The sequence below is a fragment of the Methylophilus sp. 'Pure River' genome (genome assembly GCF_046765995.1).
In the GTDB taxonomy this organism is placed as follows: Bacteria; Pseudomonadota; Gammaproteobacteria; order Burkholderiales; family Methylophilaceae; genus Methylophilus.
The window spans coordinates 116,971-131,678 of record NZ_JBKOUE010000010.1 but is presented as its reverse complement, the minus strand read 5'-3'; the positions used below and the strand labels follow the sequence as shown (position 1 = coordinate 131,678).

The following is a 14,708-nucleotide window of genomic DNA, read 5'->3' as shown; positions in this document are numbered from 1 at the left end:
GGGAAGTCATACTTGCTCAGCAAGTCACGCACTTCCATCTCAACCAGTTCCAACAACTCAGCGTCGTCAACCATGTCTGCTTTGTTCAGGAACACAACGATGTATGGAACACCAACTTGGCGGGCCAACAAGATGTGCTCACGTGTTTGTGGCATTGGGCCGTCAGCAGCTGAACATACCAGGATCGCGCCGTCCATTTGGGCAGCACCGGTAATCATGTTTTTAACGTAGTCAGCGTGACCTGGGCAGTCAACGTGTGCGTAGTGACGGGTTGCTGTCTCGTACTCAACGTGCGCTGTGTTAATGGTAATACCACGTGCTTTTTCTTCTGGTGCCGCGTCAATTTGGTCGTAAGCTTTTGCTTCGCCGCCAAATTTCTTCGTCAATACAGTGGTGATCGCCGCTGTCAATGTCGTCTTACCGTGGTCAACGTGACCAATCGTACCAACGTTCACGTGTGGCTTGGTACGTTCAAATTTGCCTTTTGCCATGATGTTTTTCCTTTATTAGTACTAAATAAAGCCAATAATTGTTTTCACAAATTATGCGACGCGGATGACAACACCCTTGCACGCGACTACTTACCAAGCCCCGTAGATTTACAGAGCAAATCTGGTGCCCATGGCGGGAATCGGACCCGCGACCTCTCCCTTACCAAGGGAGTGCTCTACCACTGAGCCACATGGGCGTTTTGCCTATTGTTATTGTTGGAGCGGGCGACGAGGTTCGAACTCGCGACATCTTGCTTGGAAGGCAAGTGCTCTACCAACTGAGCTACACCCGCACTATGCAGAACACCCAAGGAGGGTTGTCACCGACCCGCTTTACAGCAATACCTACAGGCAATCATTTTTTGGTGGAGAGGGCTGGATTCGAACCAGCGTACTCAGAGAGAACGGATTTACAGTCCGTCGCCTTTAACCACTCGGCCACCTCTCCAAAAAATCGACCGCGATTATCGCGGTTAATGCCGCCGACGTCAATGTCAGCAAACATAAATTTGGTGCCGGGTATCGGAATCGAACTGATGACCTTCGCATTACAAGTGCGCTGCTCTACCAACTGAGCTAACCCGGCATTTCAGGAAGGCGCAACTATATCACTTTTTTTGAGAAGTAATCTAGTGCTTTTTAAGAATTTTTTATTTTTTGCTGAAAAAAGGCCATTAAGCCAATCCCCACAGGCCAATCACGCCACAAAGCATGACAAGCCACCCGCTATTACTTCACTACTTTAAGGTGAGACTTTTTAGCAACGGGAGCCTCCGGCACGGGGTCCGCATCAGCGGCCGTGCGGGCTCCCGGCTCAGGCGCCTGGCCATCGACCACCTCAAAGAACATACCCTGGCCATTCTCGCGGGCGAACACACCGCCGACACGGTTAATCGGCACATAAATATGCTGCGCAACGCCACTGAAACGGGCAGAAAACACCACCGCATCATTATCAATATGCAAGTCTTTGACTGCGGTGTAATTCATGTTCAGTACGATTTCGCCATTTTTCACATAAGCCATAGGCACCCGCGTATGCGCATCAACCTTCACCAGTAAATGTGGCGTCAATCCGTTATCAACACACCACTCATGAATGGCGCGTATCAGGTAAGCGGTGGTAGGGATCAAAGTGCTCATACGACTTTCCTTAAAAAAACAGCGCGAAGGGTATTCGCGCTGCCTGGGGACTGACTGATGTTATTTACGCATAGCCTTTTCAGAAGGCGTCATGGCTTCAGCGTACATTGGACGCGAAAACAGACGCTCTGCGTATTTCAGCAATGGTGATGCCTGGTTAGGCAACTCAATGCCATAGTGTCCCAAGCGCCACAGCAATGGCGTGATGGCTACGTCAAGCATGGAGTACTCATCACCCATCAGGTAGCTTTGCTTACCGAAAATTGGCACCAGTTGCGTCAGATTATCGCGCACCACTTTACGCGCCTTGTCTGCCGTTTCTTCATCACTGGACTCAATATCCTTGATATGACTGAACAAGTCTTTTTCAAAGTTGTAGAGGAACAGTCGCGCACGCGCACGCATCACAGGATCCGCTGGCATTAACTGCGGATGTGGAAAACGCTCATCAATATACTCATTGATGATATTGGCTTCCGACAACACGAGGTCGCGCTCAACCAACACCGGCACTTCACCATATGGATTCAAAATGGCCAAATCTTCGGTCTTGTTGGTCAGATCAACATCAATGACTTCAAAGTCCATGCCCTTTTCGAACAATACGATACGGCAACGGTGACTGTAAGGATCGACAGTACCCGAATACAATCTCATCATAATTTATTTTCCCTATAAAAAAAGACACCAAGGCCTCACGCCTTGGTGTCGGACTTGGTTTGCAGTTAGCGAATATCTTTCCAGTATTCGGTTTTGATTTTCTTCACCAAGACGAACAGCACAGACAGGAACAGCAACACCACGACGCCAATCCAGTAGCGGGATTGTTTGGCTGGCTCGGCCATAAAGGCCAGGAAGTTGGTCAGATCACCCGCAAACTGGTCATACTCTTGAGGACTCAATTTACCAGCCCTTTCCAGCTTCAGCGTGTGTGTTTCATGATCCAGCACCTGCACACCTTGCAACTCATACAACACATGTGGCATGGCCACTTTGTCAAACACCTGGTTATTCCAGCCGGTTGGACGTGTGTCATCCTTGTAGAAACTACGCAGATAGGCATACACCCAGTCCGCACCACGCGCACGCACTTCAACGCTCAAATCAGGCGGTGCAGCACCAAACCATTTCTTGGCATCTTTAGGATTCATGCTGACGCGCATGGTTTCACCAACCTTTTCACCGGCAAACAGCAAATTCTCTTTAATCTGCTTGTCGGTCAGACCGATGTCCTGCAAACGGTTATAACGCATGTAGTTCGCGCTATGGCAGTTTAAGCAGTAGTTCACAAAGTTTTTGGCACCACGTTGCAAAGAGGCCTTATCACTCATGCTGATTGGCGCTTTCACGTCAATGTGCACTTCGTTGGCCAATACCACCCCAGAAACCAGCAGTGTCAGGCTTGCAAAAGCCTGCAAAAACATTTTCTTCATCATTAGTATGTCACCCTTTCTGGCACTGGCTTGGTTTGATCTTTTTTAGTGTACCAAGGCATCAAGGCAAAGAATGCGAAGTACACCACGCTACAAATACGGGCAAGCACTGTTGCACGGTCTGCACGACCCAACCACGGGCCGAATTGACCCCAAATATCACCTGGAACCGTGCCCAGATAACCCAGGATCACAAAGCTCACGACAAACGCAGCTAACCAGCGCTTGTACAGCTTGCCACGATAACGGATAGATTTCACCGGGCTCTTGTCCAGCCAAGGTAGGAATGCAAAGGCAACCACAGACAAGCCCATCGCCACCACACCAGGGAATTGTGAAATACCGATAGGCGGTACAGCACGCAAAATGGAGTAGTAAGGTGTGAAATACCAGACCGGTGCAATGTGCGCAGGTGTTTTCAGCGGATCAGCCGGCACAAAGTTGTTGGCTTCCAGGAAGTAACCACCCATTTCAGGCATAAAGAACACAATGGCAAAGAACACCATCAGGAACGCCACCACACCCACCAGGTCTTTCACTGAGTAATAAGGATGGAAAGGAATGCCATCCAATGGAATACCGGTGGCTTTATCCTTCGTCGCTTTAATTTCAACGCCGTCAGGGTTATTGGAACCCACTTCATGCAAGGCCACGATGTGCACGGCCACCAGACCCAACAAGACCAGCGGCAATGCAATCACATGGAAAGCAAAGAAACGGTTCAATGTTGCATCGGAAACCAGGTAATCACCACGCAACCACTCGGACAAGTCAGGACCGATAAATGGCACGGTAGAGAACAGGTTCACAATCACTTGCGCACCCCAGTAGGACATTTGGCCCCATGGCAGCAGGTAGCCGAAAAAGGCCTCACCCATCAACACCAGGAAAATACCCACGCCAAACAGCCAGATCAGTTCACGTGGCGTTCTGTAGGAGCCGTAAATGATGCCACGGAACATGTGCAGGTAAACCACCACAAAGAACATGGAGGCACCTGTAGAGTGCATGTAACGAATAATATTGCCGCCAAACACATCGCGCATGATGTATTCAACAGAAGCAAATGCCAATTCAGCATCTGGCTTGTAGTTCATGGTTAAAAAGATACCGGTGACGATTTGCAGCACCAGCACCAATAAAGCCAATGAACCAAAGAAATACCAGAAATTGAAGTTTTTTGGCGCGTAATATTCGGTCAGGTGTCCCTTGATAGTACTGGTCAGTGGAAATCTGGCATCAACCCAGTCCAACACGCCAGCGGCAATTGTTTTTTTATTAGTTGCCATGATATTTACGCCTCCGCCTTTTTATCTTCGCCAATCAGCAGCGTTGTGTCTGTCAGGTATTGGTGTGGTGGGATCAGCAGATTTTTTGGTGCAGGGGAGCCCTTGAACACACGACCAGACAAATCGAATTTAGAGCCGTGGCATGGACAGACAAAACCGCCATCCCACTCTGCTGTTGCAACAAAGTTGTCGTTTGGTGAGCAACCCAAATGCGTGCATGTACCCAACATCACAGCGAACTCAGGTTTAATCGAACGATCTTTGTTTTTGCAGTATTCAGGCTGTTGCGGCACTTCCAGATTAGGATCAGACAACTGATCGTCATGCTTGACCAGCTTGGCCAGCATCTCTGGGGTACGACGCACAATCCATACCGGCTGACCGCGCCATTCGGCCGTCATTTTTTCACCCGGTTTCAGCTTGCTGATATCCACTTCGACGGGTGCACCGGCCGCTTTGGCGCGCTCACTCGGCAGCATGCTGCCGACAAACGGCACCGCGACCGCGGCAACACCCACAGCGCCTGTAGCAGCAGTGGCTTTTACCAAGAAATCGCGTTTTTGCAAATCCACCTCAGATGGCTGGCAAAACGACAAACAGTTGTTGTCAATTTTGTTTTCTGACATTGGCTTCCTTAATCTACCCTTTTGAGGTAACAGTGTGATCAAAACTTGAGTCGCGATTATACATTTTTCGCAGAAACAAGCCAAATTTAATTCAATAAGTCATTGATATTAATCAATTAAACCGGGTTATCCAGCTCAACGTAAATGTGTTCTATGCCATATTTTTCGGCGATCCACTGACCCAATGCCTGTACGCCGTAGCGCTCAGTCGCGTGATGGCCAGCGCTGATATAAGCGGTCTCGGTTTCACACACGGTATGCCAGGTCTGCTCTGAAACCTCGCCACTGATAAACACATCCACCCCGGCATTCACAGCCTGCTGAATATAGGATTGCGCAGCGCCGGTGCACCAGGCCACCGTTCGCACCTGTTTTTGCGGATCACCCAGCAACTGCGCCTGCCGACCCAGGCTGGCACTCACATGCTCGCCAAGTTGCGCGAGCGTCATTGCTTGCGACAACTCAGCCATGGGCAGCATATTTTTATCATCGAGATAACGCGTGATCGGCCACTCGAACACGTGCCCCAGCTGCACGTTATTGCCGACTTCAGCATGCGCATCCAGCGGCAAGTGATAAGCCAGCAGGCTCAGATCATGCGTCAGCAAACGCTTGAGGCGATTGCGCTTGAGCCCGGTCACTTCGGCCGCCTCTCCACGCCAGAAGTAGCCATGGTGCACCAGAATCGCATCGGCATCTGCAGCGATTGCTGCCTCAATCAACGCCTGGCTAGCCGTGACGCCACTGACAATACGCCGCACCTGTGGCCGCCCTTCTACCTGCAACCCATTTGGGCAATAATCTTGAAATTTGCCAACTTGTAAAAAATTGGCCAGCTCTGTGACAAGAAGATTTAATTCCATCTCTGACTCTCATATATACTAGGCATTGTTAAGACATTCACTTACTTTTGCAATTATGCGACATCTCTGGTCTATCTTCTCACAAGCCGTCACCGTTTGCCTGGGCATTTTGTTTGTGTTGAAACTATTCTACCCTGGCGTGCTAACACAACCCGCCAGTCAGCCGGCCAGCAAACAAGTCGCGACCAACACCACGGCCGCCATTGCAAAAAACGGCTACCGCACGGCGGTCAGCAAAGCCATGCCCTCAGTGGTCAATATATTCACCACTGCACGCATTAGCCAGGACCCGCACCATGCCCTCAAAAATGACCCGCTGTTCCGTCATTTTTTTGGCGATGAAATGGAGGAAGAAGATGAGCAACCAGAAAACAGCCTGGGGAGCGGCGTGATTGTCAGTGCTGACGGCCTGATTTTAACCAACAACCATGTGATCAGCTCTGCCGACCAGATTGAAGTGGCGCTCAGCGATGGCAGCAAGTCTTCTGCGACTGTCGTAGGCACAGACCCGGACACCGACCTGGCGGTGCTTAAGATTGACCGTAAAGACCTGCCAGCGATTACGTTTAGCAATAGCGACCAGATGAAAGTCGGCGACGTGGTGCTAGCCATTGGCAACCCGTTCGGCGTTGGCCAGACTGTGACCCAGGGGATTATCAGCGCCCTGGGCCGTAACCATTTGGGCATCAATACCTTTGAAAACTTTATCCAGACCGATGCCTCAATCAACCCTGGCAACTCTGGTGGTGCGCTCATTGACGTCAACGGCAACCTGATCGGCATTAACAGTGCGATTTACTCTCGCAACGGCGGCAGCATGGGGATCGGTTTTGCCATTCCAGTCAGTATTGCCAAACAGGTGATGGAACAAATCAGCTCCAGCGGCACCGTCACCCGCGGCTGGATTGGCATTGAAGCACAAGACATCACGCCAGAACTGGCAGAGTCATTTAACCTGAAATCAGCTAACGGGTCGTTGATTGCCGGTGTATTGCTGGATAGCCCGGCTGATCATGCCGGTTTGCGCCCTGGGGATATTTTGGTAGGCATTGATGACAAGCCTGTGGCAGACAGTCAATCCATGCTGAACATCATTGCCATGCTCAAGCCACGTGAAAAAGCCACTTTGTCTATCATACGCGCTGGTAAAAAAGTGAATATCGCACTGGTCGTAGGTAAGCGCCCACTACCCAACAAAATCCCGCAATAATTAGCTTGTAGCAGAGTCGCTGGCTGGCGCTGTCGGTAGCCAGCGCACCACCAGCAAGCCAATTTCATAGAGCAGCCATAGCGGGATGGCGAGCATACACTGGGAAACAATATCCGGTGGCGTAAAAATCGCCCCCAGTACAAAAGCGCCCACAATCACATAAGAACGTGATTCTTTGAGCTGCGCCAGTGTGACCCATCCCATGAGCGCCATCAACACCACAGCGACCGGCACTTCAAACGCAAAGCCAAATGCCACGAACAGGCCGATGACGAAATCGAGGTACTCGGCAATATCCGTCATCACGGTCACGCCTTGCGGAGCACTCCCGACAAGGAAGCTGAACACCACAGGGAACACTACAAAATAGGCAAATGCCATGCCGACAAAAAACAGCACGATGGCAGCGGCCAGCAAGGGCCTAATCAGGCGTTTTTCATGCGTATACAAGCCCGGGGAGACGAATGCCCAGCATTGATAAATCATCCAGGGTAGCGCAATCAGGAATGCCGTTAACATGGTGACTTTCATCGGCACGAAAAACGGCGTGGTCACCGCCGTCGCAATCATTTGCGCTCCTTGCGGCAGCTTGCTCAGCAACGGCGCCGCCAGCAAGCTATACAGTTTATCGGCAAACGGAAACAAGGCCACAAACACCAGCAGCCACCCCACAATGGCACGCAGCAAGCGGTTACGCAATTCGATCAGGTGTGAAATGAAGCTCTCGGTGGGGGTCATGATCATGCAATCCGGAAAGGCTTAAGCAAGCGGCTTTTGTTCCGCCGCACGCACGACGTCATCGTCTTTTTTAACAGTCTTGCGCGCACGACGTACTTTCTTGTTCTCATCGACAGGCACCGCAAACAATTGCGCTTGCGGATCAGCACTCACCAAAGGGGACTCATCGGTTTGCGCAGTGCTCTCCGTCACGGGCAGGGCTGTCTTGCGCACACGTGGTTTACGTGGCTTTTTTACCGCAACAACTTCAGCTTCTATGATCGCAGGCACAGCCTCCGGCACTGGGTCAGGCAAAATACTTTGCTCAATTTCACCATAGCCCTGCCGCAAGCCGGACTGCACTTCCTGTTGCAGCGTTTGCAGTTCGGCAAAACGCGTTTCGCGATTCACTTCGTCTTTCACCTGCGTGACAAAACGTTGCAAGCGACCAAAAAAAGCGCCCGCAGTGCGGGCGACTTTTGGTAATTTTTCCGGCCCAATCACCACCAGGGCAACCAGAGCAATAACTAGCAATTCTGAGAATGAAATATCAAACACAATGCGTCGGCACTTACTTGTTTTTGTCAGACAACTCTTCAGGCTTGGACTCGGCCTTGCCTTCATTGACCGCTTTTTTAAATTCATTCACTGCACCGCCAACATCGCCGCCAATGTTGCGCAATTTCTTGGTACCAAATACCAGCACCACAATCAGCAACACAATCAGCCAATGCCACAAACTAAATGAACCCATGATAATCTCCTTTATCTTGTCTGGCGATACTAAGCAACCGCACCGCCGCCAAACACGTGTAGATGAATATGAAACACTTCCTGCCCGCCTTCGCGCCCCACATTCATCATGGTTTTATAGCCAACCAGACCTTGTTCAGCAGCCAACTTGGCCGCTAACAACATCATTTTCCCTAACAGCGACTGATGCTCGGCTGTACAGTCTTTGAGTGTTTCAATGTGTGCTTTAGGCACAATCAGAAAATGTGTTTTTGCCAAAGGACGAATATCATGAAACACGATGACATCTTCGTCCTCGTACAGCATTTTAGACGGAATAGTGCCAGCAGCGATTTTGCAAAAAATACAATCCGCACTCATTCTGTTCTACTCGCTTTCTCGGCAATGCCTGACAAGCCTTCACGCCTCGCCAGTTCGTCCAGCACATCCTGCGCACTCAACCCGGCGTGACTCAACATCACCAAAGTATGAAACCACAAATCGGCCGTTTCATAAATAATCTCATCCGCTTTGCCGCCTTTAGCTGCAATCACGGTTTCAGTGGCTTCTTCACCAATTTTTTTCAGGATGCTGTCCATGCCTTTGGCATAGAGTTTGGCCACATAAGAAGAAGACGGATCGGCCGCTTTACGCTGCTCCATCAACTCAGACAGTCGATTTAATACATCACTCATGGTAAATCGCTTTCGGATCTTTGATGACCGGCTCTACCGTGACCCAGGCATCGTCTTGCAACTGCTGAAAAAAGCAATTGTGTCGACCGGTATGACAGGCAATGCCACCTAGTTGTTCGACGGTAATTAAAACAACGTCGTCGTCGCAATCGAGGCGGATATCATGCACGATTTGTGTATGGCCAGACTCTTCGCCCTTGTGCCATAACTTGTTGCGGGAACGTGAGAAATACACGGCATGCCCGGTATCGCGCGTCAGTTGTAACGCCTCACGGTTCATCCAGGCAAACATCAAAATTTTGCCGGTGTCTTTTTCCTGCGCAATCACAGGCACCAGGCCATCTGCAGTCCAGGCGACTTGATCTAGCCAGCTCATCTTACTTCCAGCCCGTGTTCACGCATATAGTCTTTGGCCTGTTGCACCGTGAATTCACCATAGTGGAAAATACTCGCTGCCAACACGGCATCAGCGCCACCCAAGGTCACGCCATCTACCAGGTGCTGCAAGTTACCAACGCCGCCCGAGGCAATCAGCGGCACATCCACTGCTTCGCTAATGGCTTTATTCAGCGGGTTATTGAAACCAATTTTGGTACCGTCACGATCCATGCTGGTCACCAGCAACTCGCCAGCGCCCAAACTCACCATCTTCTGCGCCCACTTCACGGCGTCCAGACCTGTGGCATGACGGCCGCCATGCGTAAAGACTTCCCACTCAAACGGCTGGTTATCGACTTTTTTGGCATCAATCGCCACCACAATACATTGCGAACCAAAGCGACTGGCCGCATCTTCAACCACCTGCGGATTGAGCACTGCCGTGGTATTGATGCTGACTTTATCCGCACCCGCATTCAACAACCTACGAACATCTTCCACCTTACGCACGCCACCACCAACCGTCAGCGGGATAAATATCTGCTCGGCAACACGCTCGATAATATGCAAGATCAGGTCGCGGTTATCAGAACTGGCGGTAATATCAAGGAAAGTCAGCTCATCTGCCCCTTGATCATTGTAGCGCTGCGCGATTTCAACCGGATCACCGGCATCGCGCAACTCAAGGAAGTTCACCCCTTTGACCACGCGGCCATCGGTGACATCCAGGCAAGGAATAATGCGTTTGGCACAGCCCATTATCGACCGCTCAGCTCATCAGCCAGCCGTTGTGCCGCCGCAAAATCCAGCGTGCCTTCATAAATGGCGCGGCCGGTAATGCTGCCGATAATGCCTTCATCCTGCACCGCACACAGTTTGCGCACATCATCCAGGTTAGTCACGCCGCCGCTGGCAATCACAGGAATGGTCAATGCCTGCGCCAAGGCAACAGTGGCTTCAATGTTGACACCAGTCAACATGCCATCACGGCCAATATCCGTATAAACAATGCTTTCGACACCGTAGTCTTCAAACTTCTTCGCCAGGTCAATCACGTCATGCCCTGTCAGCTTCGACCAGCCATCGACGGCCACTTTGCCATCTTTGGCATCCAGCCCGACCATGATCTGGCCAGGGAAAGCGTAGCAGGCTTCGTGCAAGAAACCTGGGTTCTTCACCGCGGCTGTGCCGATAATGACGTAGCTGATGCCATCATCCAGGTAACGCTCAATGGTGTCGAGGTCACGAATACCACCACCCAACTGGATAGGAATATCGCCACCTACTGCCGCGACAATCGACTTGATGGCATCTTCGTTGACAGGTTTTCCGGCAAACGCGCCGTTCAAATCCACCAGGTGCAAACGTTTACCGCCTTTATCTACCCAATGTCTGGCCATGGCGCCCGGGTCTTCGGAAAATACTGTGGACTCTTCCATCAGGCCCTGCTTCAAACGGACGCAGTGGCCATCTTTTAAATCAATTGCTGGAATAATTAACATGTTGTTTTCAATAGATAAATAACGAGTAGTGACTAAAACGACTGAAAATCCGTTTAGGGTTTCCAGTTTACAAAATTACGCAAAAGTTGCAAGCCTGCATTAGCGCTCTTTTCCGGGTGAAACTGGACAGCAAATACGTTATCGCGGGCAATCGCCCCCGTATAATCAAACGGATAAGCCGTTGTCGCAGCAGTTAACGCAGCTTCTTCTGGCGCGACATAATAACTGTGCACATAATAGAAACGTGCCAAATCCGGAATCTCCGACCACAGTGCGTGTGCCTGCGTTTGATGCACCTGGCTCCAGCCCATATGCGGCACTTTCAGCTTGGCGCCCTGCTCATCATGCATTTTGTCTGCAGGAAAGCGCTTTACCTCACCTCGGTAGACACCCAGGCCAGGTACATGCCCTTCTTCAGAATGCTCAAACAGCATTTGCAAACCGATGCAAATACCCAGAAATGGCTTTTGCTGTGTGGCATCAACGACGGCCTGACGTAAGTGACGCGCATCGAGCTCACGGATACAATCTGGCATCGCGCCCTGACCAGGAAACACCACGCGCTCAGCCTGTGCAATCTGCTCAGGATCGCTGGTGACGGCGACAGAAATGGAAGGGGCCACCGCTTTAAAAGCGTTGGCCACCGATCTTAAATTACCCATGCCATAATCAACAATGGCAACTTGCAAGCGACTCATGATAAGCAATCAGGCGTTATAACGCACCCTTGGTTGATGGCATTAATCCAGCCATACGTGGATCAGGGGTCGCGGCCATACGCAGCGCACGACCAAAGGCTTTGAATATGGTCTCAGCCTGGTGATGGGCATTATGACCTTTGAGGTTATCGATATGCAGCGTCACCAGGGCATGATTGACAAAGCCCTGGAAAAATTCATGGAACAGATCGACATCAAACTCACCGATCATGGCACGCGTAAAGGTGCAATCAAACGCCAGCCCTGGACGGCCAGACAAGTCTAGTGCGACACGGCTCAAAGCCTCATCCAGTGGCACATAGCTGTGGCCATAGCGGGTCAAGCCTTTTTTATCGCCCAGCGCTTTGGCAAAGGCCTGGCCCAGCGTAATGCCGATATCTTCTACCGTGTGGTGGCCATCAATATGCAAATCACCTTTGGCGTGCACTTTCAAATCAACCATACCATGACGGGCAACTTGATCCAGCATATGGTCCAAAAAGCCCAAACCACTGTGCAACTCGGATTGACCGGTGCCATCGAGGTTAATCGAGACAGTAATTTGTGTTTCTAGCGTATTACGCGTGACTTCAGCTTGACGTGACATATAAGAGAGGAAAGGTGATCACAGAGAGTTTGCAAATATTGCGTTCATTTTACAGCAAGTCCTGCCACACTGGCAAAAAGCTGTTATCAAAAACAAAAAAGCAGCCCGCATGGGCTGCTTTTTTTAAATCAGAAAGCGATCCGTAAGGATAGCTGTCGATTATTTAGCTTCTTCAGTTGCTGGCGCAGCTTCTGCAGGTGCAGCTTCAGCTGGAGCAGCCTCTTCGGCAGCTGGCGCTTCAGCAGCAGGTGCTGCATCGGCTGGAGCAACTTCTTCAGCAGCTGGTGCTTCGGCGGCAGGCGCAGCTTCTTCAGATTTTTTGCCCAACAGGGAGAATACCAATACTGCAGCAACAGCAGCAATGATCCATGGCAGCAATTTGTTACCACCTTTAGTCGCAGTGCCAGCACCGTGAGCAATTTTAGTGATTTCAGTTGCAGCAGCAGCAGGATCAGCAGCACCGTAGATTGCAGCACCAGCTACAACGATATCAGCACCAGCGTCCACTACTTGTTTAGTTGTTGCAGCTTTAACGCCACCAGCCACAGACACTTTAGCGCCTGTTTTCAGACCGGATACCAGACCCAGGTCAGCAAATGGAGTTTGACCAGCTGCTTGTTGGTCCAAACCAGTGTGAACACCAATAATGTGTGCACCCAGTTTAACCACTTCCAGCGTACGGGCTTTTTTGTCTTTAACGTTGATCAGGTCGATTTGCGCTTCTTTGCCATACTTGTTGGCAGCGTCGATCACGCCTTTGATCGTACCGATATCTGCAGTACCCAAAACGGTACAAATATCAGCACCTGCTTTGTAGAATGGCTCAGCTTCGTAGAAGCCAGCATCCATGGTTTTCAGGTCAACCAGAATTTTGTTGTTAGGGAATTTTGAACGCAATGCTTTCAACAACTCGATACCGTTATGCTTGATGCAAGGTGTACCGATTTCCAAAATATCAACGTATGGCGCTACTTTAGCTGCCAAGGCGATCGTTGCGTCGAAATCCAATGAGTCCAATGCCATCTGGGTTTGTGCCATTTTTCTTCCTCCGAGTTTGCTCTATTTTAAATCCAATGAATCAATGCGCAGCAATTATGCAAACGCAACCCTCACTGCACATTATGTACAATAGCGTGCATCATAACCGCATTTTCAAAAAAATGACAATATTGCGACGATTTTTTTTACGCCACAATGTAATCATTTGCAGCACATTAGCGGGCAAATTACGGCAAATACTTTGATTTTAGCGACATCAAGCCGACAGAAAGGTACGCAATGCCTGCATCAAGGCCTGATTTTGAGCAGGATTGCCTATCGTAATGCGCAAAAAGTCGGCAATACGCGCCGGTTTTTTGAAGTGACGCACAACCACTGCCTGTGCACGTAAACTGGCGGCCAATTGCTCGCCCGCATATTTCGGATGGCGCGCAAAAATAAAGTTGGCGCCAGAGGGCAGCACTTCAAAGCCCAGATCTTGCAAATCCAGTACCAACTGATCACGCGATGCAATCACTTGCTGACGGGTTTGCTGAAAATAGGCTTCGTCTTGTAGGGCGGCTATGGCGCCTGCTTCTGCAAAGCGGTCAATCGGGTAAGAGTTAAAACTGTCTTTCACACGAATCAGGGCTTCAATCAACGCTGCATCACCGACAGCATAGCCCACGCGCAAACCGGCCAACGAGCGCGATTTTGAATAAGTATGCGTGACCAGCACATTGGGATATTGATTGACCAACGACACTGCCGACTCGGTACCGAAGTCAACATAGGCTTCATCAATCACCACGACGGATTGCGTGTTGGCTTTTAATAAACGCTCTATTTCACTCAACGCCACCGGAATGCCTGTCGGCGCATTAGGATTCGGGAAAATAATACCGCCATTGGGACGCAAATAATCGTCAATCGCAATCTCAAATTGCGCGTTCAATGGCACTGTTTCAAATTCAATGCCGTAAAGACCGCAATAAACCGGGTAAAAACTATAAGTAATATCCGGATAAAGCAGTGGCTGATCGTGCTTGAGCAAGGCCTGAAACACATGCGCCAGCACTTCGTCCGAGCCATTACCGACAAACACTTGATTGGTTTGCAAACCATGATATTCGGCAATTGCTGCTTTCAGGCGGCTGGAGTCCGGATCCGGGTATAAACGCAAGCTGTCAGCTGCTTCCGCCTGCAACGCGGCGATCACTTTCGGGCTAGGCCCATAAGGGTTCTCATTGGTATTCAGCTTGACCAGGTTTTGCAGCTTCGGCTGCTCACCCGGCACATAAGGGGTCAGGCTGTGTACCAGCTTACTCCAATATTGACTCATGACA

20 protein-coding genes and 4 tRNA genes are annotated in these 14,708 nt (G+C 50.4%); 1 reads left to right on the top strand and 23 read right to left on the bottom strand.

Annotated elements, in window-relative coordinates; all coding sequences use genetic code 11:
* The 11 genes from ACIDE9_RS12820 to ACIDE9_RS12770 all read right to left on the bottom strand — a co-directional run.
* On the bottom strand, window positions 1-491 hold a 491-nt coding region (locus ACIDE9_RS12820; protein WP_411995105.1), incomplete at its 3' end, for a GTP-binding protein.
* Window positions 492-613: 122 nt separating this feature from the next.
* Window positions 614-688: transfer RNA gene (locus ACIDE9_RS12815), tRNA-Thr, on the bottom strand.
* 20 nt (window positions 689-708) lie between these two features.
* Window positions 709-784 (bottom strand) — tRNA-Gly (locus ACIDE9_RS12810).
* A gap of 70 nt (window positions 785-854) precedes the next feature.
* Window positions 855-939 (bottom strand) — tRNA-Tyr (locus ACIDE9_RS12805).
* 62 nt (window positions 940-1,001) lie between these two features.
* A tRNA-Thr gene (locus ACIDE9_RS12800) sits at window positions 1,002-1,077 on the bottom strand.
* A 143-nt stretch (window positions 1,078-1,220) separates the two neighbouring features.
* Window positions 1,221-1,634, bottom strand: a complete 414-nt coding sequence (locus tag ACIDE9_RS12795) for a ClpXP protease specificity-enhancing factor (RefSeq protein ID WP_411995104.1) — start codon at window positions 1,632-1,634, stop codon at window positions 1,221-1,223.
* A gap of 60 nt (window positions 1,635-1,694) precedes the next feature.
* Entirely contained in the window at window positions 1,695-2,294 is a 600-nt protein-coding gene (locus tag ACIDE9_RS12790) for a glutathione S-transferase N-terminal domain-containing protein (RefSeq protein ID WP_194752778.1), read from the bottom strand.
* Between the two features lie 65 nt (window positions 2,295-2,359).
* The gene (locus tag ACIDE9_RS12785; RefSeq protein WP_411995103.1) at window positions 2,360-3,070 is read right to left on the bottom strand and encodes a cytochrome c1; all 711 of its coding nucleotides are present in this window, start codon (window positions 3,068-3,070) and stop codon (window positions 2,360-2,362) included.
* Window positions 3,070-4,356: a cytochrome b gene (locus ACIDE9_RS12780; RefSeq protein WP_194752777.1), complete on the bottom strand. Its 1,287-nt coding sequence runs from the start codon at window positions 4,354-4,356 to the stop codon at window positions 3,070-3,072. The genes ACIDE9_RS12785 and ACIDE9_RS12780 overlap by 1 nt, the downstream gene beginning before the upstream one ends.
* A gap of 5 nt (window positions 4,357-4,361) precedes the next feature.
* Window positions 4,362-4,982: a ubiquinol-cytochrome c reductase iron-sulfur subunit gene (petA, locus tag ACIDE9_RS12775; RefSeq protein ID WP_194740349.1), complete on the bottom strand. Its 621-nt coding sequence runs from the start codon at window positions 4,980-4,982 to the stop codon at window positions 4,362-4,364.
* Window positions 4,983-5,098: 116 nt separating this feature from the next.
* Window positions 5,099-5,845, bottom strand: coding sequence for a Nif3-like dinuclear metal center hexameric protein (locus tag ACIDE9_RS12770; RefSeq protein WP_411995102.1), 747 nt, complete (start codon window positions 5,843-5,845; stop codon window positions 5,099-5,101).
* Window positions 5,846-5,900: 55 nt separating this feature from the next.
* Here ACIDE9_RS12770 and ACIDE9_RS12765 point away from each other — a divergent pair, with 55 nt between their 5' ends.
* Entirely contained in the window at window positions 5,901-7,055 is a 1,155-nt protein-coding gene (locus tag ACIDE9_RS12765; RefSeq protein ID WP_194740347.1) for a S1C family serine protease, read from the top strand.
* Here ACIDE9_RS12765 and tatC read toward each other — a convergent pair whose 3' ends face one another.
* The 12 genes from tatC to hisC all read right to left on the bottom strand — a co-directional run bounded on the left by tatC (window position 7,056) and on the right by hisC (window position 14,704).
* On the bottom strand, window positions 7,056-7,793 hold the full coding sequence (tatC, locus tag ACIDE9_RS12760) for a twin-arginine translocase subunit TatC (RefSeq protein WP_194752774.1): 738 nt from the start codon (window positions 7,791-7,793) through the stop codon (window positions 7,056-7,058).
* A 21-nt stretch (window positions 7,794-7,814) separates the two neighbouring features.
* Entirely contained in the window at window positions 7,815-8,330 is a 516-nt protein-coding gene (tatB, locus tag ACIDE9_RS12755) for a Sec-independent protein translocase protein TatB (RefSeq protein WP_411995101.1), read from the bottom strand.
* Window positions 8,331-8,343: 13 nt separating this feature from the next.
* Window positions 8,344-8,526 carry a Sec-independent protein translocase subunit TatA gene (tatA, locus tag ACIDE9_RS12750; protein ID WP_019881194.1) on the bottom strand — a complete coding sequence of 61 codons (183 nt, stop codon included), beginning with the start codon at window positions 8,524-8,526 and terminating at the stop codon, window positions 8,344-8,346.
* A gap of 29 nt (window positions 8,527-8,555) precedes the next feature.
* Window positions 8,556-8,885 carry a histidine triad nucleotide-binding protein gene (locus ACIDE9_RS12745; RefSeq protein WP_411995100.1) on the bottom strand — a complete coding sequence of 110 codons (330 nt, stop codon included), beginning with the start codon at window positions 8,883-8,885 and terminating at the stop codon, window positions 8,556-8,558.
* Entirely contained in the window at window positions 8,882-9,199 is a 318-nt protein-coding gene (locus ACIDE9_RS12740; protein WP_194740344.1) for a phosphoribosyl-ATP diphosphatase, read from the bottom strand. Before ACIDE9_RS12740 ends, ACIDE9_RS12745 begins: the two co-directional genes overlap by 4 nt.
* The gene (gene hisI / locus ACIDE9_RS12735) at window positions 9,192-9,575 is read right to left on the bottom strand and encodes a phosphoribosyl-AMP cyclohydrolase (protein ID WP_019881191.1); all 384 of its coding nucleotides are present in this window, start codon (window positions 9,573-9,575) and stop codon (window positions 9,192-9,194) included. Before hisI ends, ACIDE9_RS12740 begins: the two co-directional genes overlap by 8 nt.
* Window positions 9,572-10,336, bottom strand: coding sequence for an imidazole glycerol phosphate synthase subunit HisF (gene hisF, locus ACIDE9_RS12730; RefSeq protein WP_411995099.1), 765 nt, complete (start codon window positions 10,334-10,336; stop codon window positions 9,572-9,574). Before hisF ends, hisI begins: the two co-directional genes overlap by 4 nt.
* Window positions 10,336-11,079 carry a 1-(5-phosphoribosyl)-5-[(5-phosphoribosylamino)methylideneamino]imidazole-4-carboxamide isomerase gene (gene hisA, locus ACIDE9_RS12725; RefSeq protein ID WP_411995098.1) on the bottom strand — a complete coding sequence of 248 codons (744 nt, stop codon included), beginning with the start codon at window positions 11,077-11,079 and terminating at the stop codon, window positions 10,336-10,338. Before hisA ends, hisF begins: the two co-directional genes overlap by 1 nt.
* A gap of 53 nt (window positions 11,080-11,132) precedes the next feature.
* Entirely contained in the window at window positions 11,133-11,777 is a 645-nt protein-coding gene (gene hisH / locus ACIDE9_RS12720; protein ID WP_411995097.1) for an imidazole glycerol phosphate synthase subunit HisH, read from the bottom strand.
* A gap of 16 nt (window positions 11,778-11,793) precedes the next feature.
* Complete coding sequence (gene hisB / locus ACIDE9_RS12715; protein ID WP_194740339.1) at window positions 11,794-12,384, bottom strand: imidazoleglycerol-phosphate dehydratase HisB; 591 nt, start codon at window positions 12,382-12,384, stop codon at window positions 11,794-11,796.
* A 159-nt stretch (window positions 12,385-12,543) separates the two neighbouring features.
* Window positions 12,544-13,422: a 3-hexulose-6-phosphate synthase gene (hxlA, locus tag ACIDE9_RS12710; RefSeq protein WP_194740338.1), complete on the bottom strand. Its 879-nt coding sequence runs from the start codon at window positions 13,420-13,422 to the stop codon at window positions 12,544-12,546.
* Between the two features lie 217 nt (window positions 13,423-13,639).
* Entirely contained in the window at window positions 13,640-14,704 is a 1,065-nt protein-coding gene (gene hisC, locus ACIDE9_RS12705) for a histidinol-phosphate transaminase (RefSeq protein ID WP_411995096.1), read from the bottom strand.
* Between the last annotated feature and the right edge of the window lie 4 nt (window positions 14,705-14,708).